Consider the following 26811-nt stretch of genomic DNA (forward strand, 5'->3'; position numbering starts at 1 on the left):
CCGGCCGATCCTGTCCGGTGAGGTCGAAAGCCGCCCCAGAATCTGCGCTGTCGAAACGATTCCATATTGCATTGCAGCAGGGGGTGGCGTTTCATCGCCTTCATGCTGAAGGCCGCGCTCCACCACCTGACATCCTACCGCTACAGCCGGCCGATCCGGCTCGGGCCGCAGGTGATCCGCTTGCGGCCCGCGCCCCACAGCCGGACGAAAATCCCCAACTATGCGTTGAAGATCGAGCCTTCCGGGCATTTCCTCAACTGGCAGCAGGACCCGCATGGCAACTGGCTGGCACGGATCGTCTTTCCCGATCCGATCGATCATTTCTCGGTCGAGGTCGACCTGCTGGCCGATCTCGACATCATCAATCCCTTCGATTTTTTCGTGGAGCCTTATGCGGAGGACTATCCCTTCGCCTATGACGAGCAGTTGAAGACCGACCTGGCCGCCTATTTCGACCTGGAGGACCAGGGGCCGCTGTTCGATGCGCTGGTGGAGAGCCACAGGGGCTATGAGGGACGGACCATCGACTTTCTGGTCGAGGTGAACCGGCGGCTCCAGAGCCAGGTGGGCTATGTGATCCGGATGGAGGCCGGGGTGCAGTCGCCCGAGGAAACGCTGGAGATCGGCACCGGATCGTGCCGGGATTCGGCCTGGCTGCTGGTGCAACTGCTGCGACGTCTGGGTTTTGCGGCGCGCTTCGTGTCGGGCTATTCGATCCAACTAGTGGCCGATGTCGAGCCGCTGGAGGGGCCGAAGGGGGTTTCGCAGGACGTGGTCGACCTGCATGCCTGGGCCGAGGCCTATGTGCCGGGCGCGGGCTGGGTGGCGCTGGATGCGACATCGGGGATGTTCGCGGGCGAAGGGCATATTCCGCTGTGCGCGACGCCGCATTACCGCTCCGCCGCGCCGATCACCGGCATGGCCGAGCCGGCGGAGGTCGATTTCCATTTCTCCATGGGGGTGAGCCGCATTGCCGAGGCGGTGCGGATCACCAAGCCCTTCACCGACGCGCGCTGGGACGCGGTGATGGCGCTGGGCGCGCAGGTCGATGCCGACTTGCAAGCGCAGGACGTGCGGCTGACGACCGGGGGCGAGCCGACCTTCGTCGCCGAAGATGGTGGCGATGCGGGCGAGTGGAACGGCGACGCCGTGGGACCGACCAAGGCGGGCTATGCCGACCGGCTGATCCGGGGATTGCGGGAGGCGTTCGCGCCGGGCGGGATGCTGCATCATGGGCAGGGCAAATGGTATCCGGGCGAGAGCCTGCCGCGCTGGGCCTATGCGGTGTACTGGCGGCAGGACGGGGTGCCGATCTGGCGCGATGCCGGGCTGATCGCGGATGAGGTCGCGCCGGAGGGTGCGCGAACCGTGACGGCAGCGGATGCAGAGGCCTTCATCGCGCAGATGGCAGGCGCGATGGGCTTTTCGCCGGAGCATGTGCAGCCGGTCTTCGAGGATCCGGCGGTGTGGGCGGTGAAGGAAGCCGACCTGCCGGTCAATACGTCGCCGGACGATCCGAAGATCGCCGATCCGGAGGCGCGGGCGCGGATGGTGCGGGCATTCGAGCGCGGACTCGACCAGCCGGTGGGCTATGTGCTGCCGGTGCAGCGGTGGCAGAGCCAGGCTCAGGCGCCGCGCTGGCAGAGCGAGATATGGCAATTGCGGCGGGGGCGCCTGTTCGCGGTGCCGGGGGATTCGGCGCTCGGCTATCGCCTGCCGCTGGGATCCTTGCCGCATGTGCCGGAGGCGGCCTATCCCTATATCCATCCCCGCGATCCGAGCGAGCCGCGGGGGCCCCTGCCCGATTTCAGGGCGACGGTGGATGAGGTGCTGGCCCAGCCGGTGCAGCGGGTGCCCGACGCACCGGGCGGCGCGGCCGCGCAGGAGCGGGTCGAGCAGTTCCATATCGAGGGGGCGGTGCGCACCGCCGTGACGGTGGAACCGAAGGGGCATTTCCTGTCGATCTTCCTGCCGCCGGTCGAGACGCTGGAGGATTATCTGGAGCTGATCGCGCAGGTGGAGGGCGCGGCGGAGGCGACGCGGATTCCAGTGCGGATCGAGGGCTATGCGCCGCCGCCCGATCCGCGGCTGCAGGTGTTGAAGGCGACGCCCGATCCCGGCGTGATCGAGGTGAACATCCAGCCTTCGTCGACATGGGACGAGACGGTGGAGATCACCGAGCGGCTCTATGCGCTGGCGCGGACATATGCGTTGACCGCCGACAAGTTCATGGTCGACGGGCGGTCGGTGGGGACCGGGGGCGGCAATCATATCGTGCTGGGCGGGCCGAGCCTGAACGACTCGCCCTTCATCCGGCGGCCCGACCTGCTGAAGAGTTTCGTGCTTTATTGGCAGCGGCACCCTGCCCTCTCCTATCTGTTTTCGGGATTGTGCATCGGGCCGACCAGCCAGGCGCCGCGCATCGACGAGGCGCGGCATGACGGGCTGTACGAGCTGGAGATCGCGCTGGCGCAGGTTCCTGCGCCGGGTGAGGGCGACGCGCCGCCGCCCTGGCTGGTGGACCGGCTGTTCCGCAACCTGCTGGTCGATGTGACGGGCAATACCCATCGCACGGAGATCTGCATCGACAAGATGTTCTCGCCCGACGGGCCGACCGGGCGGCTGGGGTTGCTGGAGTTCAGGGGCTTTGAAATGCCGCCGGAGCCGAAGATGAGCCTGGCGCAGCAATTGCTGCTGCGGGCGCTGACGGCGTGGTTCTGGCGGCAGCCGCAGCAGGGCGGCCTGGTGCGCTGGGGGACGGCCTTGCACGACCGCTTCATGCTGCCGCATTTCGTCTGGGCGGATTTCCTGGAGGTGCTGGGCGACCTACGCGGGGCGGGATACGCGTTCGATCCCAACTGGTTCGAGGCGCAGCGGCAGTTCCGTTTCCCCATCCATGGCGCGGTCGATGCGGGCGGCGTTGGGCTGGAGATTGCCCACGCGCTGGAACCGTGGAACGTGCTGGGCGAGACGGGGGCGATCGGGGGTACGGTGCGCTATGTCGACAGTTCGACCGAGCGGTTGCAGGTGCGCGCGACCGGCCTGGTCGCCGGACGGCATGTCGTCGCCTGCAACGGGCGGCGCGTGCCGATGACGCCGACGGCAGTGCCGGGCGAGGCGGTGGGCGGCGTGCGGTACAAGGCGTGGGCGCCCGCCGCCTGCCTGCATCCCGCCCTGCCGGTCAACGCGCCGTTGACCTTCGACGTGCTGGATAGCTGGAGCGGGCGGTCGCTGGGCGGGTGCGTCTATCATGTCGCGCATCCGGGCGGGCGCAATTACGACACGCTGCCCGTCAACGCCTATGAAGCGGAAGCGCGGCGCAAGGCGCGGTTCCAGGACCATGGCCATACGCCGGGGCCGGTCGACATGCCGCCCGGCGAAACCCCAAGCGAATTTCCGATGACGCTGGACCTGCGTTTCCGGCATCCATGAGCGTAACGGACGCCCCTGTCATGGAAGCAGCCGGTTGGGCCGATGCCTATCTGGCGCGGGCACCGGAGGGCGACCTGTTCGCCGGGGCGAGCGCGGAGATGGCGGGGCACTGGCGGGCGATGCTGGAGCGGCTGTCGGCGCAGGCGCAGGGCGATCCTGCGGTGCTGGCCGGCAATGTCGAGCGGCAGGCGGTCGACCTGGGCCTGGCCTTCCGCCTGACCGGGGACCAGCAGGAACGGCCCTGGCCGCTCAGCCCCATTCCGTTGCTGATCGGGGCGCGGGAATGGACGCAGATCGAGCAGGGGCTGGTCCAGCGGGCCCAGTTGCTGGAGTGGGTGATCAGCGACATCTACAGCACGCAGTCGCTGGTGCGCGACGGCAAGCTGCCCGCGAGCGTGATCACCGGCAGCCCGCATCATTGGCGGGTGATGACCGGCGCGCCACCGCCCCATGGGCATTTCATCCATTTCTACGCCGCCGATCTGGCGCGCGGGCCGGACGGCGAATGGCGCGTGCTGGCCGACCGGGTGCGGACGCCGGTGGGCGTCGGCTATGCGCTGGAGAACCGGCTGGCGCTGTCGCGGGCGACCGGGGACCTGCTGGGCGCGCTCAATGTGCGGCGGCTGGCGCCGTTCCTCAGCGACCTGCGGCGGGGGCTGGCGGCGGATTGCGAACGGAGCGATCCACGCATCGGGCTGCTGTCGCCGGGGCGGTTCAACCAGAGCTATGCCGAACAGGCGCATCTGGCGCGCTATCTGGGGCTGTTGCTGGTCGAGGGCGACGACCTGATCGTGTCGGACGGGCAATTGTTCGTGCGGACCATCCAGGGGCTGAAGCGGGTCGACGGGCTGTGGCGGTGGATGGACAGCCGCTTCCTCGACCCGCTCGCCTTCGACGCGGAATCGCGCATCGGCGTGCCCGACCTGTTCGACGCCTGCGTCAAGGGCGGGCTGATGTTGGCGAACTGGCCGGGCGTGGGCGTGATCGAATCGCGGGCGATGGCTGCATTCCTACCGGGACTGGCGCGGGAAGTGCTGGGCGCGGACCTCATCCTGCCCAATATCGCGACATGGTGGTGCGGACAGACGGCCGAGCGGGCGCATGTCGCGCAGGCGCTGGACGAGCTGGTGGTGGGGTCCGCCTTTGGCCGGGAGGTGGCGGAACTGGACGGAACCCGGTTCCTGCCCGGATCGGGGATGGGCGCGGGACAGCGGGCGGCGCTGCTGGCGGCGATGGCGCGGCGGCCGATGGACTATGTCGGGCAGGAAGTGGTGCGGCTGTCGACCACCCCCGCCATCGTCGAGGGCAAGCTGACTCCCCTGCCCTTCACCCTGCGCGTGTTCGTGGCGCGGGACGAGCTGGGGCAATGGCGGATCATGCCGGGCGCCTTTGCGCGACTGGCGGCGCATGGCGACATCCGCGCTGCGCTGATGGGCGAAGGCGATCTGTCCGCGGACATGGCCGTGGTCGATGCGCGGCCGGTGCCGGAGGATCGGCTGGCGACGGCCGCGGCGGCTCCGGCGATCCGGCGGGTGGGCGGCATGCTGCCCGCCAAGGCGGCGGACAATCTCTATTGGCTGGGCCGCTATATCGAGCGCATGGAGATGACGGCGCGGGTCATCCGGGCGATCGTCGGCGGATCGATCGAGGCCGATCTGGGCCCCGCGGTCGGATCACCCACCATGGACCGGCTGCTGGGGCAGCTTGCGCTGTGGGGCGCGATCCCATGGGCCGGCGGGGCGGTGGGGCCGCTCTGCGCGCAGGCCCTGGGCGACGGCGCGCAGCCGGGCAGCGTACGGGCATTGCTGACGGCGGTGGCGGGCATCGGCGAAGGGCTGCGCGATCGGCTGGCGGTGGATTATTGGCGGCTGGTGCGGCTGCCCCTGCCCGATTTCGACGGGGGGGTGACGGAAACCCTGCTGAAGGCATCGTCCCGGATGATCGAGCGGATCTCCGCGCTGTCGGGATTGGCGGCGGAGAATATGGGACGGAGCGAGGGCTGGCGGTTCCATGACATGGGGCGGCGGATGGAGCGGGCGATCAACGGCTGCCGCCTGGCCATGCTGCTGGCGGGCGACGGCGCGTCGGCGGATGACCTGACCGTGCTGCTGGACCTCAACGACAGCCAGATCAGCTATCGCAACCGTTATCTCGCCGGGCCTGCGCTGGCGCCGGTACGCGATCTGGTGGCGCTGGAGCCGCATAATCCGCGTTCCATCGTCTATCAGGCGCAAAGGCTGGCCGAGCATGTCACGGCGCTGCCCACATTGCATGGCGACGGCATGCCGGAGGCGCCGCAGCGGCTGGCCGCGATGCTGGCGGCGCGGCTGGCGCCATTGACGGGCGACATATTGGGCATGGCCGACCTGGCGGATGCGGAGAGCCGGTTGCTGGACCTGTCGGACGCGATCGGCCAGCGTTATTTCCTGCAGCGGCGCAAGGAAAGGAGCGAGGGCGTCAGCCTGCTGTCATGATCTATCGCATCCGGCACCAGACCATCGTGCATTATGATGCGCCGGTGCAGCTTGCGCGCCTGAACCTGCGGCTGCGGCCCGCGCCGTGGCCGGGTCAGTGGACGTCCGACTATCATCTGGCGGTCGATCCCGCTCCCTCCTCCATCGAATCGCGGCCGGGGGCATGGCCGGTCAATGTCGCGCGGCTGGAGATCGACAGCCCGCTCCATAGGATCAGCATCGACAGCAGCTTCCGCGCCGGGGTGCAGGGCGGGCCGCCGGCCGGACCGCAGCAGGGCGACCCGAGCGTCGGCGCGGTGGCGGAAGCGGCGCTGGCATCGCGGGACATGGGGCCGGCGGGACCGGCCCATTATCTCCATGCCTCGCCGCGCGTTCCGCTGGTGCGAAAGATCGGGGAATGGGCGGGCGATCTGCTCGTTTCCGACCGGCCGGCGGTGGCGGCCGGGCTGGAGCTGGCGCAGCGGATCAGGGGCGAATTCGCCTATGTCAGCGGGGCGACCGACGCGGACACGCCGGTCGAGGCCGCCTTTGCGGCGCGGCACGGCGTGTGCCAGGATTTTGCCCATGTGATGGTCGCCGCGCTGCGCTGGTTCGGGCTGCCCGCCGCCTATGTCAGCGGCTATCTGCGCACCGATCCGCCGCCGGGCATGGCGCGACTGGTCGGCGCGGACGCCATGCATGCCTGGGCGATGCTGTGGTGCGGGCCGCAGCGGGGGTGGATCGGCCTTGACCCCACCAATGGCGTGATCGCGGGCGAGGGGCATCTGTTCGTAGCCATGGGGCGGGACTATGCGGATGTCGCGCCGATGGACGGGCTGTTCGTCGGCGGTGCCGGGCAGAATGTGCAGGTGATGGTCGATGTCATGCCGGAGGACGACCGGGGCATGGGATGACAATCCTGCCCGTGATCGATGGGGGGACCACGGGCAGGACGGCGCAGCCGATCACATGCGGATCGCGTTGCGGAACATGACGAAGGCGATGATCACCAGATAGACGCCGAAGATCTTCTTGAGCGGAGCGGCGGGCATGGCGTGCGCGACGGCCACGCCCAGCGGCGCCGTCAGCACCGACATGGAGGCGATGGCCAGCGTCGCGGGAACATTGACATAGCCCAGCGAACCCCAGGGCAGGCCGCCTTCCCTGAGGCCGATCAGCGCGAAGCCGATGGCGCTGGGGATGGCGATCAGCGTGCCGATGCCCGACGCGGTGGCGATGGCGCGGTGGATCGATCGGCCGCAAAGCGTCATCACCATGATGGCGATGGTGCCGCCGCCAATGCCGAGCAGCGCGGAAAAGGTGCCCAGGCCCCCGGCGATGCCGACGCGGGCGATGCCGGAGGGCATGGTGTCGCTGATCACCTTGCCGCCGACCTTGGGCAGCAGGAAATTGAGCGACATCAGGAAGACGCCGACCGCGAAGATCATGGTCAATATGCGTCCGTCGACATGGCCGGCCAACAGCACGCCGACGCCGTCGCCCAGGATGATCCACGGCGCCCAGCTCTTGAGCACCTCGAACTCCACGGCGCCGCGCTTGGCATGGGCGAGCAGCGAGCGGATCGACGTGACGATGATCGTCGCCGCCGACGTGCCGATGGCGACATGGGCGACGGCGTTATGCGTTCCACCCAGCAGCGGCAACACCACGAACAGCGCCGGCACCACCACGAAGCCGCCGCCAATGCCGAAGATTCCCGCCGCGAAACCCGCAAACAGGCCCGCGCCCAGCATCGCGACCAACGGCACCAGCCAGCTCATCATGTCACCCTGCATCAGCGCCGCTCCCCAGCCGGTGCCCTGCTGGCGGCGTTATCGGGGAAGAAGCCCTTCTGCATCGGGGCGGTGGAAGCTGTGCAATCGACCATGATGGAACCCATGCCTCTCTTCGGCGGAATGTCGGTGGCAGGGGCAATCAACCGCCCCGCACCCTTCCAAGACGAACGAAGGTGGGGAACCCGCAAAGGGGGGAGCAATATTGTGATGAATATGAGGGTGAAGAGCGGACGCCGATGGTCGCGCTGAGGCACATGGTGCTCCTGCGACGGCGGGAGCAGGGGTGCGTTCAATGGCTAAATGATCAAAAGGCCGCCAGCGCCCTATCCCACAGCCTGTTCCGCCGGAGTGTAGGGGAGGTCCAGCGCGTCGGCCACCGCGCGATAGGTGATCTGCCCGTTCCACACGTTCAGCCCGTCGAGCAGATGCAGGTCCGCGCGCAATGCGTCCTTCCACCCCAGGTCCGCGATCCGCAGCGCATGGGGCAGGGTGACATTGTTGAGCGCATAGGTGCTGGTCCGCGCCACCGCGCCGGGCATGTTGGCGACGCAATAATGGACGATACCCTCGACCACATAGGTGGGGTCGTCATGGGTGGTGGGGTGGCTGGTTTCGAAGCAGCCGCCCTGGTCGATCGCCACGTCCACCAGCACGGCGCCCTTCTTCATGCTCTTCAGCATGTCGGCCGACACCAGCTTTGGCGCGGCGGCGCCGGGGATCAGCACCGCGCCGATCACCAGGTCGGCTTCCGCAACGCATTCCGCCAGATTGGCCCGGTTGGAGAAGCGTGTCTTTGCCCGCGCCTCGAAATGGATGCCCAGCCGCTCCAACACTTCCGGGCTGCGGTCCAGGATGGTGACGTCCGCACCCAGCCCCGCCGCCATCTGCGCCGCGTTGAAGCCAACCACGCCGCCGCCGATCACCGCGACCTTCGCGGGAAGGACGCCGGGCACGCCGCCCAGCAGCACCCCCCGCCCGCCATGCGCCTTTTCCAGCGCGGTCGCGCCGGCCTGGATCGCCATGCGCCCGGCCACCTGACTCATGGGCTTCAGCAGCGGCAGGCCGCCATGGGCGTCCGTCACGGTTTCATAGGCGATGCCGATCGCGCCCGACGCCATCAGCGCACGCGCCTGATCGGGATCGGGCGCGAGGTGCAGATAGGTGTAGAGGATCTGGCCGGGGCGCAGCATGGCCCGCTCCTCCGGCTGCGGCTCCTTGACCTTCACGATCATCTCCGCCGCTGCGAAGATGGCGGCGGGATTATCGACGACCTCCGCCCCGGCGCGGGCGTAGAGGGCGTCATGGGCGCCGATCCCCTCCCCCGCGCCGCTTTCCACCAGCACGCGATGGCCATGCGCGGTCAGTTCATGCACGCTCTCCGGCGTGAGGCCGACGCGATATTCGTGATTCTTGATCTCTCTGACGGTGCCTACGATCATGACCATCTTCTCCATCATTGCCGACGGGAGGCTATATTATAGTCCAGATAGGCATCGTTCCGGCATTTTACCCGTTTCGGCGCGACGACGCGTTCAGGGCGCCGGCCGTACCGGCACGGGCGCGTTGCAGAGATCGACGCCGCCCGCGGGCCGATCGTAGAAATCATCCTTCCGGTTCGCGCGCAGGCGGAGATAATCGGCAAAGCTCTGCGACGTGACGTCCATCACCTGATAATGCGGCCGCTGCGCCTCCGGCAGGTCGCTGGCCAGGCGGATCGACAGGATCGGCAGGCGCCTTTCGCCCGCGGCGTAGAAGCCCAGCTCTCCCGAACCGCGCGGCAGGCTGGCAAGCAGGGCGATCCCCTCGATCACCCGTCCGACCAGCGCGATGTTGCGGTCGAGCTGGCGCGGGGCCTGGCCGATCACGGCATAGAGTTCGGCTCCGGTCCCCGCGTCCGGCGACAGGTTCCGCGCCACGCCGACCATGGCGTAGCAATGGGGGAGCCAGGCCGACGTCTGATCCATCGCCACCGGCCAGCCATCGATGAAGCCGGTGCGGGGGGCATAAGCGTCCGGATAGGGCAAGGGGAGCGGCGCGGACTTGAGCGTCGCGAGCGGGCGGACATAATCGGCCTTGATATCCGTGGCGATGCCGGCCGGCAGGGCCTTCTTCTCTGTCGCGTCGCCCCATTGGGCGACATAATTGTCCTGAACGCGGTAGACGCTTTCCCCATCCCACCAGCCCGCGCGGGCAAGTGCGCGGATATTGGCGACATGGGCCGGCGCGAAGTCGGGCGCGAGCTGTATGACGACGCGCTTGCCGCCCTCGACCGTCATGACCAGCAGCGTATCGGGCGCGATGCTCCGCCACGCGCTGGCGGGCGCCTGCGCCACGACGGCGGAGGGGGTGGCAGGCGGATCGGCGGCAAGTGCCGGCGAAGACAGGCAAAGCGTGGCCAGCAAGGGCGAAAATCGGATGTGCATGGCGCAATCAGGCACCCATGAGACAGGAAAGTAAAGCATCCCCTTGCCTAGCGCGCCGACGCACGATAGGGAGCCGCCTCCAGTGCAATGCGGAGCGGTGGCCGAGTGGTCGAAGGCGCTCGCCTGGAAAGTGAGTATACGTCAAAAGCGTATCGAGGGTTCGAATCCCTCCCGCTCCGCCAGCTAGTCTCAAATCATTGAGGATATTCGAGAACCCGCCGGAACACGGGCGCAGGTCCGTGCGCTTTCGCCTTCCGTCGGTAGTGCGGAGAGCCCGATGCGCACGAAAGATACGCGATCTGCCCCAGATTCTCTGATGCTGTGGGCAGCACTACCGAATGCACGCGCGTAACAGTCAGGCTTCACTCGCCATTTGCAAAAGAAGTTCTTGATGTCGACCTTGCCAAAACCGGAGCAAAAGCCGTGAAATCACAGGCCTTCCGTCAGCCGGGGCGCCTCATCCTGAACAGCCGGTCCTGGGTGATCTCAAAATAATCTGCCGGCCCGCCGCCGCGGGTAATAGGGTTTGGACGCGCCGTTTGATAAATCCCATCCTCGAGCATTGCCATGTCAATATGAATGCCGACCGCCTCCCCAATAACGAGCCACTGATCCAGATCGAGACCGTCCTTGGTTTTGAGTTGAATGAGTTGGGTCAAACGGCATTCGAAATGGACCGGGCTGCCCGCGACGCGAGGTGGTTTAACGAGCACAGAGGGTAGCGCGCTCAGTCCGGCGAGATCGAACTCGTCGACGTCGGGATCCACGGCTGCCGAGCTTGCGTTCATCTGCTCCGCCTGAGCCATTGTTGCGAGGTTCCAGACGAAGTCGCCCGTTGCCTGAACATTCGCCACTGAATCCTTCCAACCCACCGACGAGAAGGCGACAAGCGGGGGACGATAATTGACCAGGTTGAAGAAGCTGTATGGCGCCAGATTGCGCACCCCATTCTCGCTTATTGTCGAGATCCACCCGATCGGCCGCGGGGCAACGATCGCATTGAGGGGATCATGTGGTAACCGATGCCCCTCTCTGGGCTCGTAGAAATGAAATTTGGTCATTGCGTACGGTAGCAGACGGTCGGCAGCTGAGGAGCACAAATTCACCGCCGAACGTCGACTGAGGTCGACGGCTGACCGGCAGCTGTTGCTGCTCGCGACTGATCGTCAACCTCGAAAGAGGACCGGCAGCTATCGCCCACCGGCCGACGGAAGCCCGACATTCCTAAATCGGCCAATTGTTCAGCGGTTGGTCGGAGCCGGGTAACTTCACCTGTTCCGCAATGGTGATGGACCGAACCGGATCCCATCCAGCGCCCGACTTCCTGCAACTGACGCAGGCAGAAACCGCTCGATTTCACGGGCAAGTCGAGCGAACCAGCCTCATCGTTGAATCGCGGCGCTGGCTCGCCGCGCGCCGTACCCCGATCTGCTGAAGATCGCTCAGCGAAGTGGCCCGCGCCATCACCGGTACCCGCTGGTCGGGGCCCGCCTTTTTCGGGCTCAGACAGAAGGCTGGCGCGTGAAGGCGGTCCGGTGCGCCATCTACACGAGGAAATCGAGAGAAGACGGGCTGGAGCAGGATTTCAATTCCCTGGATGCCCAGAGGGAAGCCTGCTCGGCCTACATTCTCTCACAAGCGGGTGAAGGGTGGACGCAGTTGCCTGGGCGATATGACGATGGCGGACTGTCGGACGGCACACTCGAACGGCCGGGCCTTCGCCGCCTCCTGGACGATGTCGCCAGCGGGTGCATCGACATCATCGTCGTCTACAAGGTTGATCGCCTTACCCGCTCGCTGCTCGACTTCGCGAAGCTGGTGGAAGCCTTTGACGGTGCGAACGTCTCCTTTGTTTCGGTTACCCAGGCATTCAACACCACAACAAGCATGGGTCGGCTTACACTCAACATGCTGCTCTCATTTGCGCAGTTCGAGCGGGAAGTCACAGCCGAACGCATCCGCGACAAGATCGCAGCGTCCAAGGCAAAAGGCATGTGGATGGGAGGCATCCCGCCGCTCGGCTATCGGCCCAATGGGCGCAGCCTTTCCATCATTCCTGAACATGCTGAACTCGTCCGGGAGATATGCGCTATGCCGACCTCGGGAACGTGCGGCTGCTTGCTGAAACTCTGGAACGCGAGGGAATACTCGCGCCGGAGCGGCGGACGACGACTGGCCGAAAGATCGGAGGGCGGCCGTTCACCCGAGGGCAGCTTTATCTTATGCTCGCCTGCCGCACATATATCACTGCTCCAGCGATGTTTTTGTAGCGGTGACCTGACAGGATCTGCAATTGTGTACCACCCACCTATTTGAAGACGATGGTTCCAGAAAATTGAACGATGGATGACCTTATAACAGGCGGCCCTTGACCGAACGTGGCTTTTTGGCCCTGTCCCAGTTCAGCCACCGGCCAGAATGAGAGATCCGGCATTTCATCGGCCGGGGTTAACCCTCGGCCGATGAAGCAAATTCGGCAGGCGTCACGGGCCCCCAGGGACGTGTGAGCTCGGTTCCCGTTGAAGTCCGTCCGCCGGGTCGCGAGGTCGCCGTCACATGCAAAGCTGGCGTGATATCCTCATGTCAGTCATGCCCCATGGCTTCGAGGTTCCGTGCTATGCGCCGTAAGCCCGGCAGAAAACGGGATCGCATATCGGGCAATGAGACCCTGGCAGCCTGCGTCCCCATGTTGACGGCCGCCATCGCACCGGCTTTGCCGTGGACAGCCACGGCCACCGAACGCAGCCCCAACTCGAGCTCTTCATCCACGATCGCATATCCCTCCTCTGCGACATGCTCGAGAATCGCGAGCAGCCTGGACGGGTTGATTTCGGTCTTGGGCGTACATTGCCTCAGCTGCGTGCGACGCAGATAGGCTTCCTGATCGCCACGCGGCTGGGCCGCAAGGAGAACACGCCCCATCGACGTGCAATAGAGCGGCAGCCTGCTTCCGACCCTCAAAGCAATCGACATGATCCGTGATACCTCGGCCCTGGCGACATAATAGACTTCATCCTCTTCGATCACGCCCAGAGAGCAGGATTCGTGGAGGTCGTCGCGCAGCTGATCGAGCAACGGCTGCGCCCGCATCGCGAGTGTACTGGAGGACATGTAGGCATAGCCAAGCGCCAGAACCTTGGGACGAAGCGCATATTGCACGCCGTCCTGCGCGGCGTAGCCCGTTCGGACCAATGTGTGCAGGCAGCGCTTGACCGCAGGCCTGCTCAACCCCGTCAGTCGGCTGGCCTGCGCAATCGTCATGGGCCGCTGCTCGTTTGCAAAACAGCGAAGCACGGCGAGGCCGCGTGCCAGCGATTGCATGAACTCAGGATCCCCATTCGCCTCAAGGTCACTGTTCTCGATCATATCGCCATCCAAATCAAACGATAAACGGACAATATCACGTTTACCGGTTGACGCAATATCCCGACCTAATCAGATGGTCTGCAACGGACCCTTATGGAGACTCGGATGATCGACAAGGCGGTGGCCAGCGCCGAAGCGGCGGTGGCAGAAATTCAAGACGGCGCATCGGTCATGATCGGCGGCTTCGGCACGGCGGGGATGCCCGACCAGTTGATCGACGCGCTGATCGCGCGCGGCGTGGGCGACCTCACCATCATCAACAACAACGCCGGCAACGGCGAAGCGGGCGTCGCGGCGCTGATCCGCGAGGGCCGGGTGAAGAAGATCATCTGCTCCTTCCCGCGCCAGTCGGACTCGCATCATTTCGACGCGGCCTATCGCGCCGGAAAGATCGAGCTGGAACTGGTGGCGCAGGGCAATCTGGCAGCGCGCATCCAGGCAGCGGGCGCGGGCCTTGGCGCCATCTTCACGCCGACCGGCTATGGCACGCTGCTCGCCGAGGGCAAGGAAACGCGCGAGATCAACGGCGTCCACCATGTGCTGGAATATCCGATCCATGCCGACTTCGCGCTCATCAAGGCGCACAAGGGCGACCGCTGGGGCAACCTTGTCTACCGCAAGACCGCCCGTAATTTCGGTCCGATCATGGCGATGGCGGCCAGGACCACCATCGCGCAGGTCGGCGAGATCGTGGAGCTGGGAGCGCTCGACCCGGAGGTCGTGGTGACGCCGGGCATCTTCGTCCAGCGCGTCGTCCAGATCGCGTCCGCCACCAACCACGCACTTGCCGCCTGATCCGGGAGACACTACCATGAACCGCATGACCCGCGACCAGATGGCCGCCCGCGTCGCCCGCGACATTCCCGAAGGCGCCTATGTGAACCTTGGCATCGGCCTGCCGACCAAGGTCGCGAACTATCTGCCGCAAGAGCGCGAAATCTTCCTCCAGAGCGAAAACGGCCTGCTCGGCATGGGACCGGCCCCGACGGCGGGCGAAGAGGATTGGGAACTGATCAACGCGGGCAAGCAGGCGGTGACGCTGCTGACCGGCGGCTGCTTCTTCCATCATGCCGACAGCTTCGCGATGATGCGTGGCGGCCATCTGGACATCTGCGTGTTGGGCGCGTTTCAGGTGGCGGTGAACGGCGATCTCGCCAACTGGCACACGGGCGAGCCGGGCGCGATCCCCGCCGTGGGCGGTGCGATGGACCTGGCCATCGGCGCAAAGAAGACCTTCGTGATGATGGACTTGCTGACCAAGCAGGGGGAGAGCAAGCTGGTGGACGCCTGCACCTATCCGCTGACCGGCCTCGCCTGCGTGTCGCGCGTCTACACCGATCTGGGCGTATTCGATGTCGGGCCGCAGGGCGCGCAGGTGCTGGAGATCGTCGAGGGGCTGACGCTCGATGAACTGCGCAGGCTGACCGGCGTGAAGCTGGAAATGGCCGCACAGTCGCAAGCCGCCTGAAGCCGTATAATATCGAGAGGATTTTCGATGACCGATGCTTTTATCTGCGACGCCGTTCGTACCCCCATAGGCCGCTATGCCGGCGGCCTTTCCAAGGTTCGCGCCGACGATCTGGGAGCGCTGCCCATGAAGGCGCTGCTGGAACGCAACGCCGGCCTTGATCCCGCTGCGGTCGAGGAAGTCTTCTACGGCTGCGCCAACCAGTCGGGCGAGGATAATCGCAACGTCGCGCGCATGAGCCTGCTGCTGGCGGGCGTGCCGCACACGGTGCCGGGCGTCACGCTAAACCGGCTCTGTGCATCAGGTCTGGAGGCCGTGGGTGCGGCGGCGCGGGCGATCCGGTCCGACGAGATGGCGCTTGCCATCGCCGGCGGCGTGGAAAGCATGACCCGCGCGCCTTTCGTGATGGGCAAGTCGGACGGCGCGTTCGGCCGCAACCAGAAGATCGAGGACACGACCATGGGCTGGCGCTTCGTCAACCCTGCGCTCGACGCGCTCTACGGCACGGAGACCATGCCGCGCACGGGCGAGAATGTGGCCGTCGACTATGGCGTCAGCCGCGAGGATCAGGACGCCTTCGCCCTGCGCAGCCAGCAGCGCGCCGCCGCCGCCCAGGAAAGCGGCTTCTTCGCGGAGGAAATCATCCCCGTCACTGTGCCGGGCAAGAAACGTGGCGAGACGATGGAGATCAGCGTTGACGAACATCCTCGCGCCGACACCACGATCGAGACGCTGGCCAAGCTCAAGCCCCTGTTCGGGCCCGACGGCACGGTGACGGCGGGAAATGCGTCGGGCATCAATGACGGCGCGGCCGCGATGATCATCGCCAGCGAGGCGGCGGCGAATGCCAACGGCCTGACCCCGCGCGCGCGCATCCTGGGCATGGCGTCGATCGGCGTCGAGCCGCGCGTGATGGGCATCGGCCCCCTGCCCGCCACGCAAAAGCTGCTGACGCGCCTCGGCTTGACCATCGATGATTTCGACGCGATCGAACTCAACGAAGCCTTTGCCAGCCAGGGCATCGCCGTGATGCGGGGCCTCGGCCTGCCCGACGACGCTGCGCATGTGAACCCCAATGGCGGAGCGATCGCACTCGGCCACCCGCTCGGCATGTCGGGCGCGCGCATCGCCATGACTCTCGTGCATCAACTGGAAAAGACCGGCGGCAAGCGCGGCATCGCCACTTTGTGCATTGGTGTCGGCATGGGTCTGGCGTTGGCGGTGGAGCGTGTCTGAGCTAAGTCATTCACACCAAATCGGTCGCGCGGGATTTGCGATAATCGACAATCGATATCAAGTTGTCCTCGATCCAATCCGCCAGTGATCGAACTTTTCCGGCTGCTTGAACGGTGCTGTCAAAGCAAACCGGGGTTCGGTAAATGGTGGGTCATGACCAAGCCCGCCATTAGTCCGTTTCGGTATTTCAACTCCTCCCCGGAGGTGATCCGGTTGGTGGTGATGATGTATGTCCGTTACCCGCTGTCGCTGCAGCAGGAAATGGGGCAGTGGCTGAACAATCGGGTTGAAAACAGCCATCTCTCCTTCCGACGACGGGAGCGGGCTATGCTCAGGTTCCGACAGATGCGATCCCTGCAGAAATTCGCATCCGTCCACGCCCACTTTCACAATCACTTCGCCCTGGAGCGCCATCTCGTCGATCGAGAGATTTACAAGCAAAGACGCTCGGCCGCCTTGGCCCAGTGGCAGTCTCTCGCGAGCTGAGTTTCTCCGTTCTAAGCCCGAAGTGCATCGTGTGGAGAGCGGTTCGCCTTTGTCTGACAGCACCGTTCCCACTTTTCGAGAAGTGCTCTTGAAATCGCATCGTCTCGCTCGTGAGCCGGACGACTCCTCCGTCGTTCGCACTCTCTGCCCCGCCGGATCAGTCCGGCAGCGCGCCCTTGGGAACATTCTGGGTGTAGGTCGCTTCCTCGACGCGCGACTTGATTCGCCAGCCCGCAGGCGTGCGCACATATTCGTCGATGTAGAAGAGGCCGAAGACCATGACGGGACGGGTTCCGCTCTCATCGAGGCTTTCCATCGGATTGAAGCACATCACCCGCCCGGTCGCGTGGTCGCCCTCGATCACGAAGCGGTGATTGGTGACCATGTGGTGGGATCCGCCGAATGCATTCATGCCTGTCTTCAGCCAGTCCCGCACATAGGGGAAATCGCCCGCCGGGGCACCGAACGCGCTGTAGTCGACGAAGGCGTCGGGCGTGAACACATCGTTGAGGAGATCAAAATCCCGGGTGTCGATGGCATGGGAATAATCATGGGTGAGCTTTTCGAGCTCAAGCCGGTCGGAAATCTCCTGCAGTGTCATCATCGCCTCGGGTCCTATCCTCTTCGCTTGTCATATCATGCGGCACAGCTCCGCGAACGCTGCATCTGTGCCGCAACAGTACCATCGCGCGCTTCGAAGCGATACCAGCGCTCATAATCAATCGGACGACACCCTGGATGACAGGCAAGAGGCGATCGGCGAGGTCCTCACCCCAAGCAGCGCAATCCCGATGGCGCGGATCGTGCGCGAGACCCTTTGCGCGGCTGCCCTGACTTCAGGCGGCGACCGTCGTGCGCGCCTGGTGCATCGCCTCGGCCCGGCGCTTTAGCGCCCGCGCGGTGTCGTCGAACGCGCGCTTCACCCAGCCCTGCGTGAAGTTCATCACATGGATCGCGTTCTCGCCGAAAAAGGCGTCGGTGGACAGATAGCGGCAACAATAGGGACCGAGCGGAGTGATGACCTGATCCCGCCGGGCCTCATAAGGGAATTCGGGGGTACCGGGCAGCTCCCAGGACAGCAGGCGCCCGGGCTCGAACGCGCAGAGATATTCGCACCAGGGAATGAGCGAGCCGGAGCCGGTATAGTCGACCAGCATCATGTTCACCGGCGCGCCCATTTCCAGCGTCGATTCGGCGCGCACGCAATAGGGGTTCCATTCGCCGTAGCGCGGCAGGTCGGTCAGGATCTCCCAAACGATGGCGGCCGGCGCATCGATCTCGACGGGGTCGGAAGCCACGAGCGTGCGGCGGTCATATTGCGTGAAGGGATCAAACGTCATGGCTCACTCTCCTGCTAGCGGATCGCTCCCAACATAACGCCGACAGTAGCAGGCGCCGCGCGCTTATCAATCGGGTGGCACGGGGCGCGATCAGGCGAGCGTCAGAACGCTGGTCAGGATCGACCGCACTAGGTCGGCCTGACCGCGCACGCCCATCTTCGCATAGATTCTCTTGGAATAGCTCCGCGCCGTCTCCAGCGTGATCGCCAGCTTGTCGGCCGCTTCCGCCAGCGATGCGCCCTGGCTGATGAGCAGGGCCAGCCGCGCCTCGCTGGGGAGCAGGCCGAACAATTCGGCGATCTGTTCGTGCCTGCGCGCGCCGAATCGCGTTTCGCCCTGCAGGAACGCGATCATGACCGACGTCCTGTCGGGCGATGCCGGCACGCCAGCAAAGGGCGTCAGCATCATGTTGAGCCAGGGATCGTCCGACACACAGATCGCCTGAGGCCGGGCCGATCCCTCGGCCGAGATGGCGGCGATGGCCGATTGTAGCACCCCGTTCGCCGAGGAGCGCATCGCGACCAGCCGACCGTCCTTTCCGATCTTGAGCGCGGCGCTGTGGTCGAGGATCGCGGAGGCATGCGCGCTTGTCTGGACGACGGTGCCGGTCGCATCGAGAGTCAGCCAGCCGATGTTTAGCCGAGCAATGATGCTGTCCGCTGCGCGGGCGTGGAGCAGTTCGCCTTCGAGCGCGATATGGTTGCGCAGCGAGCGCCGGAAATGCGCCGAAAGCCGCGCGAGCAACTCCGCATCACGCTGGTGGAACGGCTTGTCCCGGCGCGCGATGAACATCCAGCCGGTGACGCCGCTCGGTTCGGTGACGCGCACCACCTTCATGTGCCGGACGCCACGCGGCTCCAGTATCTGTTGGCGATATTTCCGGTGATAGTCGTTCGTCTCGTCAAAAACGTCGTTCAGGTCGTAGACCTGCCCTTCGCGCAGGGTCCCGCCCATGACGGGGTCGGAACGGTAGAAGCTTTCGCGATAGAATTGATGGACCTCCACCGGTGCGTCGTCGCCTGCGAACAACTCCACCACGCCGCCCGGCCCACGATCCGGCGGCTTAAAGATGATACCGGAATAGTCGGCGTCCAGCTCCGCGCGCAGCAGCTCCAGGAACGTCGTCCAGGGCGGCGTTTCGAAGGGGCCGTCGTGCAACGCTGCGATCAACCGGTCCGCGACATCATTCATAACGCGATGAACCTCCCATATGGGGACACCGCTGTCCAGACGATTCGCTATCGTCTCGCCATCCGGCATCGCCGCCGCACCGAATGCGGGCATCGGCGCGCGAGCAAGAGAGAGTGGAGAGCGATGGCAGGCAATACCCCCGGCAGCGCCGATTCGTACGAGCATGTGTGGAACGAGCACACCAAGGTCCTGGCCGACATCCGCGCCCAATGGTTCGCCTCGGGATGGGCGGAAACGCCCGAGGAGCAGGATCGGGCGATGTTCCACGTCATGTCGATCGAGCACACCGGCTTCAACGTCTTCGTCGCGCCAAGGCAGGATTACCCGTCCTTCAGCAAGACGCACGCCTTCCATCACCCGATGACCTTCACCTGGGGCCTGTGCTGCCCCGACTTCCACTATCAGTTCGCCTTTGCCGACGGCGCGGGCACCTACCGGATCACGGGCAAGACCGGCACCACCCGCTGGAGCGAGCTCCACGTGCAGAGCGAGTTCTGGGGCGATCCCAAGTTCCGCCAGGTCGCCATCCTGGAGTTCGGCAAGATGCATGTCGAGGCGGACGGCAGTTTCGAGATCATCCTCTCGCCCGACCAGCATGACGGCAACTGGATCAAGACTGACCCGAGCGAGAACCAGTTGCTCCTTGTCATTCGCGACGCGATGTACGACTGGACGAACGACGTACCCGCAGTGGTCCAGATCGAGCGTCTTGACGGCCTCGACAAGCCCCGCCTCCAGATCAGCAACCGCGACCTTGCCACCCGCATCCGCAAGCTGACGAACTTCGCCCGTGAATCGGCGCGGCACTGGATCGGACGCAACGACGAGATCGTCGGCGACGTGGGCGTCAACGTCTTCTGGACCGGCAAGGAGCAGAACCTGGGTGGGATCCAGCACGCCGCCTATCATTTCATGGTGTTCGACATTGCCGAGGACGAGGGGCTGGTATTTGAGTTCGACCCGCCGAAGACCTCGACGTTCTGGGCATTCCAGCTCGCCAACCTGCAATATGACACGGTCGATTATCTCAATAACCAGTCATCGCTGAACGCCATGCAGACAAGGGTCGATCCGGACGGCAAGATCCGCATCGTCGTCTCTGCCCGCGACCCTGGAATCGCGAACTGGATGGATACGGTCGGTCATCTGCGGGGCGTCTGCGCATCGCGCTGGGTCTGGTGCGATCCGGTGCCCGAGCCAGTCGTCACCAGGATCAAGCTCGCAGACTTGCCGAACCATCTCCACGTCGGCTCACCCACGGTCTCGCCCGAGGAGCGGCGCGCCATCGTGACCGCGCGAGGCGCGGGCATCCGCCGCATGTACGGCATTTGAAAGGGGGCGATCCATGTCCTTGCCAAGCGCAGCGGAGCTGATGCGCGCCGCCGAAATCGAAACCGCGCTCGATGACTGGGCGCTCGACCATATCGGCACGCCCGAGCGCCTGCTGACCACCTTCGTCAATGATCTCAACCAGCCCTCGAACCTGCATCCGCGCGGGGAGGTGCGGTTCTACCGTTTCCTGATGGATATCCTGACCTCACGCCTCAAATATGTCGCCGATCGCAAGCGCCATCCGGGATGGCTCGACGAGACGGTCAAGGCGCCGATCTTCATCCTGGGCCTGCCGCGTTCAGGCACGACCTTCCTCCATAACTTGCTGGGGTCCGACCCCCTGAACCGCGCGCCGCGTCTGTTCGAGATGCACTATCCCTCTCCGCGCGCCGACGATGCTTTCGCCCGTGGTCTGCGTGAGACCAAGTGTCAGGAACGGCTCGGCGACCTCGGCCTGCTCGACGACGACTGGCTGGGCGTCCACCCCATGGGTGCCGACCGCGCGGAGGAATGCCTGTTCTTCTGGGAACTGCTGCTGGCCTCGGCGACGTTCACCGCCCTTGCCGAACTGCCGACCTATCAGGAGGTCTTGTTCCAGCAGGACTTCCGCGCGATCTATCGTGAACAGCGCGATTTCCTCAAATATCTGCAGCATGGCCTGCCGCCGCGCCGGTGGGTGCTGAAGACCCCGCTGCACGTGCGCTTCCTCGAGGAAATTATCGAGGTCTTCCCCGACGCGATGTTCATCCATTGCCATCGCGACACGGCCAAGATCTATCCGTCGATCGCGAACATGGCGACCGTGCTGCACAGCAAGTTCGCCGCCGCGGCGCCGGGCGAAAAGAGCATCGTTGGCGATTATGACGACACCTGGGAAAAAGCGCTCGAGTTCCGGCAACGGCCCGGCATGGCGGAGCGGTTCGTCGACGTGCGCTTCCTGGATTTCCGGGCCGATCCGATCGGCACTGTGCGATCCATCTATTCGCGGCTCGGCCTGGAGTTCAGCGAAGACCGCGCGGCGGCGATGGAAGCCTGGCTCGCCAATGATTCGAGCGAGCGATCCGGGCGCGCGCATCATCAATATTCACTGGCGGACATCGGCATGACCGAGGCCGACATCGACCGGATCAGCGGCGATTATCTGAAGACTTTCGACGTTCCGCTGGAGCGCTGATCCTGATTTTCAACTGGCCCGGAGCAGGTGGGTCGTCCAGTCTGGCAAGAAATAGAGAGAGGATTTGAAATGGCAAAGCTGAAGGACGGCGTCGCGCTCGTCACCGGTGGCGGGCAGGGCATGGGTCATGGCATCGCGCTCCGCTTCGCGCGCGACGGCGCCAAGGTCGTCGTGGTCGGCCGGACGCAGAGCAAGATCGACCGCACCGTCGCCGAGATCCAGGCGGCCGGGGGAACGGCGCTCGCCTGCCTCGCCGACGTCTCGGTCGAGGAGGATACGCGCCGTATGGTCGAGACGGCGGTCTCCACCTACGGCCGGCTCGATTTCGCCGCCAACGTTGCCGGCGTCGCACACATGCCCAATTACATGCACAAGCTGACGCTGCAGGAATATGAGGACGATTTCGCGGTAAACGCCCGCGGCGTGTTCCTGTCGATGAAGTATCAGATCCAGGCGATGCTGGAGAATGGCGGCGGCTCGATCGTCAACGTGACGTCGGGATCGGCGATCAACGGCTTCGCGTTCTTCAGTGCCTATTCGGCGGCAAAGCACGCGGCGGTCGGCCTGACGCGGGCGGCGGCGCTGGAATATGCCGACAAGGGCATTCGCGTGAACAGCGTGGCCCCCGGCGCGATTGCCACGCCGATGCTGACCAACAACGACGAATCGGTGCTGAGCCCGATGCGCGAAGCAATCGCCATGAAGCGTTTCGGCAGGGAGGAGGAGATCGCGGCCGCCACCGTCTGGCTGTGCTCCGATGAATCGAGCTACGTCACCGGGTCGGTCCTCCCCGTCGAGGGCGGCTTTACCGCATCATGCATCAGCATCGTCTCGGCCGTGTCCTACCCGTCTGTGGGCTGAACCGGCCGAAGGTCTAAGTGGGAGAGGACGGATGAACAGGTTCGACGGAAAGGTCGTGCTGGTCACGGGCGCAAGCTCCGGCATCGGCAAGGCGGCGGCGATCATGCTTGGCGACCGGGGCGCACACGTCCTGGTCGCCGCGCGCCGGGCGGCGCAGTCCGAGGGCACCGTCGACCATATCCGCAGCGCGGGCGGCGAGGCGACGTTCGTCCAAATGGATGTCGCCGACGCCGCCAGCGTCGCCGCCGGCTTCGACCGTATCCAGTCGTCGTTCGGAAGGCTGGATGCGGCCTTCAACAACGCCGGCATCACCAACGACTTCAAGGCGTTGAGCGACACGACCGATGCGGAGGTCCGCTCGCTGATCGAGACCAACCTCTATGGCACGGTCGAATGCATGCGGCACGAGCTGCGCCTCATGCGGCCGGCCCGCAAGGGCGTAATCTTGAACACCGGCTCCACCGCCAGCATCGCGGGGTCGGGCTATCTCGCGGTCTACGCGGCGACCAAGCATGCGATCGTCGGTCTGACCAAGTCGGCGGCGCTCGAATATGCGAGGGAGGGCATCCGGATAAACTGCCTGTGCCCCGGCGGCGTGAAGACCGAGATCGCCGCCGTCGCCATCGAGCGCGATCCCTCGCTGGAATCCTTCATCACCAAGAAGGTGCCGTTGCAGCGGATGGCTGACCCGAGCGAAATCGCGGAGGTCGCCTGCTTCCTGCTGTCGGATGCGGCCAGCTTCATGACCGGTTCGGTCGTGCTCGCGGACGGCGGGCAGACAGTGGGGTTCAGCGTCGCGCCCGAAGAATGACGCAGAGGACGATGGAGGGAGGTTGATGAGCAGCGCAGCAAGGTTCGTGGACAAGGTGGCGATCGTCACCGGCGCCGCCACCGGCATCGGACGGGCGACGCTCGCCCGGCTGGCGAGCGAGGGCGCGACCCTCCTCGCGGTGGACGTCAACGTGGACGCGCTGGCCGAATCAGCCGATCAGGCACGTAGCGCGGCGGGTCAGGCAGGCCGGGTGGAGACCGTAGTGGCGTCGATCACCGACGAGGCGGCGATCAAAAGCGCTTTCGCCGGGTTCGCGGAACGCCAGGGCAAGCTCGACGTGCTGATCAATGTCGCCGGCGTGCTGCGCGCGGTGCACAGCGCGGAGGAGACGTTGGAGGACTTCGTCCGCATCCTCCAGATCAATCTGGTCGGCACCTTCCTGTGCTGCCGCGAGGCGCTGCCCTATCTCCTCGAATCGAAGGGCAACATCGTGAATACCGCTTCCACCTCGGCTTATTTCGGCCATCCCTACATGGCGGCCTATGCCGCCAGCAAGGGCGGGGTGGCCGCGCTGACTCACACGTTGGGCTGGGAGTATATCAAGCGCGGCGTGCGCGTAAACGCGGTCGCGCCCGGCGGGATCGCCACCCCGATGACCGACGCCATGGGAGCCGGCGGGTTTCCGGAGGGCGCGGACATGTCGCTCTTCGCGCATTTGTCGCGGCCGGATGGGATCTATGGTTCGCCGGAGAATATCGCCAGCATCATCGCGATGATCGCGTCCGAGGACGGCGCGTATATGAACGCGGAGGTCGTGCGGGTTGACGGAGGCTATCATGGCTGACGACGGATCGCCGCGGGAACGGCTTTCGCTCGCGAGTATAGCGGATGCCTGAAATCCTCATCATCGGTGCATCGGGTCTGGCCGGTTCGGCGGCGCTCAAGCATTTTGCCGCCAAGCCCGGCTGGAAGGTCACGGCCGTTTCGCGGCGGCGGCCGCTATTCTGTCCCGACCATGTCGAGCATATCCCGCTCGACCTGCTGGACGGTGAGAAATGCGCCGAGACCTTCGCCGCGATGCCGGGCGTGACCCATATCGCTTATTGTGCCGTCAACGAGCAGCAAGGGAACATGATCGCCGGATGGCGCGACCCCGAGCAGTACGCCAGGAACATGGCGATGCTGCGCAACGTGGTCGATCCGATCCTGTCCACCGCGCACGGCTTTCGCCACATCGGGCTCGTCCATGGCTTCAAGGCCTATGGCTCGCATCTCATCGAGCGCACGCCGCCCATGCCCTACAAGGAATCACTCCCGCGCATAGACCAAGAAAATTTCTATCATCAACATGAGGACTATATCCGGGCGAAGCAGCGGGGCGCGTCCTGGGCGTGGACGATTATCCGGCCGGGCATGATCGTCGGCGAGGCGGTGGGCGCGAACATGAACACCTTTCTGGTGCTCGCCCTGTTCGCGGCGCTCCGCAAGGAGGCGGGGCTGCCCCTCCTCGTGCCGGATGGGGCCAGCATGATAACCGATATCGCCGACGCCGACCTTCTCGCGCAGGGGCTCGACTGGGCGGCCGGGGCGGAGAATGCGCGCAACGAGGCGTTCAACCTCGTCAACGGCGACGTCTTTTCGCTGCACGACGCATTTCCCATCGTGGCGGAGGAACTGGCCATGGAGCTGGCCGCGCCCCAGCCGTTCGACATTGCGGAGGAGGTTCGCACTCTGGCGCATCTCTGGCCCGGCATGGTGCGCAAATACGGGTTGAAAGCGCCTGAGGATCTGGACGCGTTGCTGGGCGAATCGCTTGCGGTGGGGGGTGGCTGGTCCTATCCGCTCGATCCCGCCCATGTCGTCCGTTACGGCCTCTCCAGCACTATCAAGATCCGTCAGGCGGGCTTTCACGACTGTATGGATACGGCGGAGATGTTCCGGAAATATACGCGCCGGTTCCAGCAGCTCAAGATCATCCCGGCCGTCGCCTGACGCGGGATCATGCTGATACGTACCAATATTATGGTCCATCCGGCCCATCTGCCGCCCAATGGGCTGGTAGCCGACGACATTGCGCTGTTTCAACGTGGTTTGGACGAGGTCAGGCGCTTCCTGGCTGTGCGGCTGGGGCTTCGTTAGGAACGGAGAGCCGCATATGGATTTCGAATCGACCCGCGGCATGAGCGGCCTGATGTTTCCAGAGGGACCGCGCTGGCGCGATAGGCTCTTCTGGTTCTCGGACATATTGGCAGGGCGAGTCCACGCGATTACGCCGGAGGGCTCTGTCAGAGCAAAATGGCGCGTTGCTCTGGGCGCTGCTAAAGTAGGGGCATGAGCCGCTCCAAGCCTGACAATCCGTTCCGCTACTTCAACTCGTCGCGCGAGGTGATCCGGCTGGCGGTGATGATGTACGTGCGCTTCCCGCTCAGCCTCAGGAACGTGAAAGACCTGCTCTTCGAGCGCGGTATCGACATCAGCCACGAGACGATGCGCTACTGATGGAACAGGTTCTGCCCGCTGTTCGCAGGCGACATTCGCCGGCAGCGGATCAGCCGCATGCGGGGATTTCGCCACTGGCGCTGGCACCTCGACGAAATGTACGTCAAGGTGAATGGCGAAATGGTTTATCTATGGCACGCCGTCGATCAGGAAGGCGAGATCCTGGAGAGCTATGCTGCGCTTCCGACAAATCAGGTCGTTACAGAAATTCGCATCCGTACACGCCAACGTCCACAACCACTTCGCACTGGAACGCCACCTCGTCGATCGCCAGACCTATAAGGAAAGACGCTCAGCTGCCTTTGCTGAGTGGTATTCTCTCATGAGCTGATCCCCTACCCTCGCGATCCAAAGTGCATCGCGTGGAGAGCAGTTCGCCTTTGTCTGACAGCACCCCGCTGATAGATTTCTCCAAGAAAATCATCAACTTAGTAGAAAAGGAGTTGGCGGAGAGGGAGGGATTAATAACCGTCATCGAAACAGTATAAATTCCAGCCTTCTGCACACTTCAACTGCAACTTTACCACATCCGTTCCCACGGACTCCTCTGCTGGTCATAAAACCACCAGCTTAATAGCATGGTGACGGATGATCTTGGATCTGTCCAGATACTATTGTTCGACTGGAATTGGCCGATTTGAGACGGTCCGGTTATTGGCGGACATAAGCAGAAAGCTGCCCTTCCGCTGTCATGGCCCGGCACTATGGTAGGCGGGCAATAGCCGCCGGTCGGCCGTCGACCAGTTGTGGACATACCGCCGTTTGGGCATTGCTATCCTAAGCTGACGTTTCAATCGCCCGGAGCATCGCAGGCATGAGACTGCCGATACGAAATTATCTCTCTAGGCCGCTGACTGAACCGCCCCGGGATTGCCGGAGGCCATTTGGCTTAAATTATGCTGCCATGGGTGTGTCGTCCAGCATGGCGTAGTAGAGCTCCTCGGCTTCGGCAGGCGGGATGTTGCCGATGGGTGCGAGCAAG

At 64.8% G+C, this 26811-nt stretch carries 22 protein-coding genes, 1 tRNA gene and 2 pseudogenes; 17 read left to right on the forward strand and 8 right to left on the reverse strand.

The window, feature by feature from the left end:
- Positions 1 to 102: 102 nt before the first annotated feature.
- The 3 genes from MRBLMA1_RS22190 to MRBLMA1_RS22200 are packed head-to-tail and all read left to right on the forward strand — an operon-like array spanning position 103 to position 6799.
- Positions 103 to 3432, forward strand: coding sequence for a DUF2126 domain-containing protein (locus MRBLMA1_RS22190; protein WP_363740015.1), 3330 nt, complete (start codon positions 103 to 105; stop codon positions 3430 to 3432).
- Positions 3429 to 5906 (forward strand): circularly permuted type 2 ATP-grasp protein, encoded by a 2478-nt coding sequence (locus tag MRBLMA1_RS22195; RefSeq protein WP_363740016.1) that lies wholly within the window; start codon positions 3429 to 3431, stop codon positions 5904 to 5906. The genes MRBLMA1_RS22190 and MRBLMA1_RS22195 overlap by 4 nt, the downstream gene beginning before the upstream one ends.
- Positions 5903 to 6799, forward strand: a complete 897-nt coding sequence (locus tag MRBLMA1_RS22200; RefSeq protein WP_363740017.1) for a transglutaminase family protein — start codon at positions 5903 to 5905, stop codon at positions 6797 to 6799. The genes MRBLMA1_RS22195 and MRBLMA1_RS22200 overlap by 4 nt, the downstream gene beginning before the upstream one ends.
- A gap of 51 nt (positions 6800 to 6850) precedes the next feature.
- Here MRBLMA1_RS22200 and MRBLMA1_RS22205 read toward each other — a convergent pair whose 3' ends face one another.
- The 3 genes from MRBLMA1_RS22205 to MRBLMA1_RS22215 form a co-directional block, all read right to left on the reverse strand.
- Positions 6851 to 7681, reverse strand: a complete 831-nt coding sequence (locus MRBLMA1_RS22205; protein WP_133653880.1) for a sulfite exporter TauE/SafE family protein — start codon at positions 7679 to 7681, stop codon at positions 6851 to 6853.
- Between the two features lie 323 nt (positions 7682 to 8004).
- Positions 8005 to 9120, reverse strand: a complete 1116-nt coding sequence (gene ald / locus MRBLMA1_RS22210) for an alanine dehydrogenase (protein WP_363740018.1) — start codon at positions 9118 to 9120, stop codon at positions 8005 to 8007.
- A 93-nt stretch (positions 9121 to 9213) separates the two neighbouring features.
- Positions 9214 to 10143 carry a peptidylprolyl isomerase gene (locus MRBLMA1_RS22215; protein ID WP_363740019.1) on the reverse strand — a complete coding sequence of 310 codons (930 nt, stop codon included), beginning with the start codon at positions 10141 to 10143 and terminating at the stop codon, positions 9214 to 9216.
- 52 nt (positions 10144 to 10195) lie between these two features.
- Here MRBLMA1_RS22215 and MRBLMA1_RS22220 point away from each other — a divergent pair.
- Positions 10196 to 10286 (forward strand) — tRNA-Ser (locus MRBLMA1_RS22220).
- A gap of 261 nt (positions 10287 to 10547) precedes the next feature.
- Here the strand turns inward: MRBLMA1_RS22220 and MRBLMA1_RS22225 are convergent.
- Positions 10548 to 11165 (reverse strand): flavin reductase family protein, encoded by a 618-nt coding sequence (locus MRBLMA1_RS22225; protein WP_363740020.1) that lies wholly within the window; start codon positions 11163 to 11165, stop codon positions 10548 to 10550.
- A gap of 383 nt (positions 11166 to 11548) precedes the next feature.
- Here MRBLMA1_RS22225 and MRBLMA1_RS22230 point away from each other — a divergent pair.
- Positions 11549 to 11629: pseudogene (locus MRBLMA1_RS22230) on the forward strand (DUF2924 domain-containing protein); the annotation flags it as partial.
- Positions 11626 to 12420, forward strand: a complete 795-nt coding sequence (locus MRBLMA1_RS22235; protein ID WP_363740021.1) for a recombinase family protein — start codon at positions 11626 to 11628, stop codon at positions 12418 to 12420. The pseudogene MRBLMA1_RS22230 and the gene MRBLMA1_RS22235, both read left to right, overlap by 4 nt.
- Positions 12421 to 12687: 267 nt before the next feature.
- Here the strand turns inward: MRBLMA1_RS22235 and MRBLMA1_RS22240 are convergent, their stop codons facing one another.
- Positions 12688 to 13482 carry an IclR family transcriptional regulator domain-containing protein gene (locus MRBLMA1_RS22240; protein WP_363740022.1) on the reverse strand — a complete coding sequence of 265 codons (795 nt, stop codon included), beginning with the start codon at positions 13480 to 13482 and terminating at the stop codon, positions 12688 to 12690.
- A gap of 93 nt (positions 13483 to 13575) precedes the next feature.
- On the opposite strand from MRBLMA1_RS22240, the gene MRBLMA1_RS22245 reads away from it, so the two are divergent.
- The 4 genes from MRBLMA1_RS22245 to MRBLMA1_RS22260 all read left to right on the forward strand — a co-directional run bounded on the left by MRBLMA1_RS22245 (position 13576) and on the right by MRBLMA1_RS22260 (position 16660).
- Entirely contained in the window at positions 13576 to 14265 is a 690-nt protein-coding gene (locus MRBLMA1_RS22245) for a 3-oxoacid CoA-transferase subunit A (RefSeq protein ID WP_363740023.1), read from the forward strand.
- Positions 14266 to 14281: 16 nt separating this feature from the next.
- A complete protein-coding gene (locus MRBLMA1_RS22250) occupies positions 14282 to 14938 on the forward strand; it encodes a 3-oxoacid CoA-transferase subunit B (protein ID WP_363740024.1) in 657 nt (218 codons plus the stop codon).
- Positions 14939 to 14965: 27 nt separating this feature from the next.
- Complete coding sequence (gene pcaF / locus MRBLMA1_RS22255; RefSeq protein WP_363740025.1) at positions 14966 to 16174, forward strand: 3-oxoadipyl-CoA thiolase; 1209 nt, start codon at positions 14966 to 14968, stop codon at positions 16172 to 16174.
- Positions 16175 to 16327: 153 nt separating this feature from the next.
- Positions 16328 to 16660, forward strand: a complete 333-nt coding sequence (locus MRBLMA1_RS22260) for a DDE-type integrase/transposase/recombinase (protein WP_363740026.1) — start codon at positions 16328 to 16330, stop codon at positions 16658 to 16660.
- 157 nt (positions 16661 to 16817) lie between these two features.
- Here the strand turns inward: MRBLMA1_RS22260 and MRBLMA1_RS22265 are convergent, their stop codons facing one another.
- The 3 genes from MRBLMA1_RS22265 to MRBLMA1_RS22275 all read right to left on the reverse strand — a co-directional run bounded on the left by MRBLMA1_RS22265 (position 16818) and on the right by MRBLMA1_RS22275 (position 19191).
- On the reverse strand, positions 16818 to 17264 hold the full coding sequence (locus tag MRBLMA1_RS22265; protein WP_363740027.1) for a nuclear transport factor 2 family protein: 447 nt from the start codon (positions 17262 to 17264) through the stop codon (positions 16818 to 16820).
- A 232-nt stretch (positions 17265 to 17496) separates the two neighbouring features.
- Complete coding sequence (locus tag MRBLMA1_RS22270) at positions 17497 to 18000, reverse strand: SRPBCC domain-containing protein (RefSeq protein ID WP_363740028.1); 504 nt, start codon at positions 17998 to 18000, stop codon at positions 17497 to 17499.
- 90 nt (positions 18001 to 18090) lie between these two features.
- Positions 18091 to 19191, reverse strand: a complete 1101-nt coding sequence (locus MRBLMA1_RS22275; protein WP_363740029.1) for a helix-turn-helix transcriptional regulator — start codon at positions 19189 to 19191, stop codon at positions 18091 to 18093.
- A gap of 123 nt (positions 19192 to 19314) precedes the next feature.
- Between MRBLMA1_RS22275 and MRBLMA1_RS22280 the strand changes: the two genes are divergently transcribed.
- From MRBLMA1_RS22280 to MRBLMA1_RS22370, 7 genes and pseudogenes are all read left to right on the forward strand, one after another.
- Complete coding sequence (locus MRBLMA1_RS22280; protein ID WP_363740030.1) at positions 19315 to 20523, forward strand: DUF1214 domain-containing protein; 1209 nt, start codon at positions 19315 to 19317, stop codon at positions 20521 to 20523.
- A 13-nt stretch (positions 20524 to 20536) separates the two neighbouring features.
- Complete coding sequence (locus tag MRBLMA1_RS22285) at positions 20537 to 21697, forward strand: sulfotransferase family protein (protein ID WP_363740031.1); 1161 nt, start codon at positions 20537 to 20539, stop codon at positions 21695 to 21697.
- 69 nt (positions 21698 to 21766) lie between these two features.
- Complete coding sequence (locus tag MRBLMA1_RS22290) at positions 21767 to 22558, forward strand: SDR family NAD(P)-dependent oxidoreductase (RefSeq protein ID WP_363740032.1); 792 nt, start codon at positions 21767 to 21769, stop codon at positions 22556 to 22558.
- A 31-nt stretch (positions 22559 to 22589) separates the two neighbouring features.
- The gene (locus MRBLMA1_RS22295) at positions 22590 to 23369 is read left to right on the forward strand and encodes an SDR family NAD(P)-dependent oxidoreductase (RefSeq protein WP_363740033.1); all 780 of its coding nucleotides are present in this window, start codon (positions 22590 to 22592) and stop codon (positions 23367 to 23369) included.
- 25 nt (positions 23370 to 23394) lie between these two features.
- On the forward strand, positions 23395 to 24174 hold the full coding sequence (locus tag MRBLMA1_RS22300; protein ID WP_363740034.1) for an SDR family NAD(P)-dependent oxidoreductase: 780 nt from the start codon (positions 23395 to 23397) through the stop codon (positions 24172 to 24174).
- 44 nt (positions 24175 to 24218) lie between these two features.
- Positions 24219 to 25322: an NAD-dependent epimerase/dehydratase family protein gene (locus MRBLMA1_RS22305; RefSeq protein WP_363740035.1), complete on the forward strand. Its 1104-nt coding sequence runs from the start codon at positions 24219 to 24221 to the stop codon at positions 25320 to 25322.
- A 339-nt stretch (positions 25323 to 25661) separates the two neighbouring features.
- Positions 25662 to 26160 (forward strand): annotated as a pseudogene (locus MRBLMA1_RS22370) (DDE-type integrase/transposase/recombinase).
- Positions 26161 to 26811: the final 651 nt, after the last annotated feature.

This window comes from Sphingobium sp. LMA1-1-1.1, from assembly GCF_040676365.1.
In the GTDB taxonomy this organism is placed as follows: Bacteria; Pseudomonadota; Alphaproteobacteria; order Sphingomonadales; family Sphingomonadaceae; genus Sphingobium.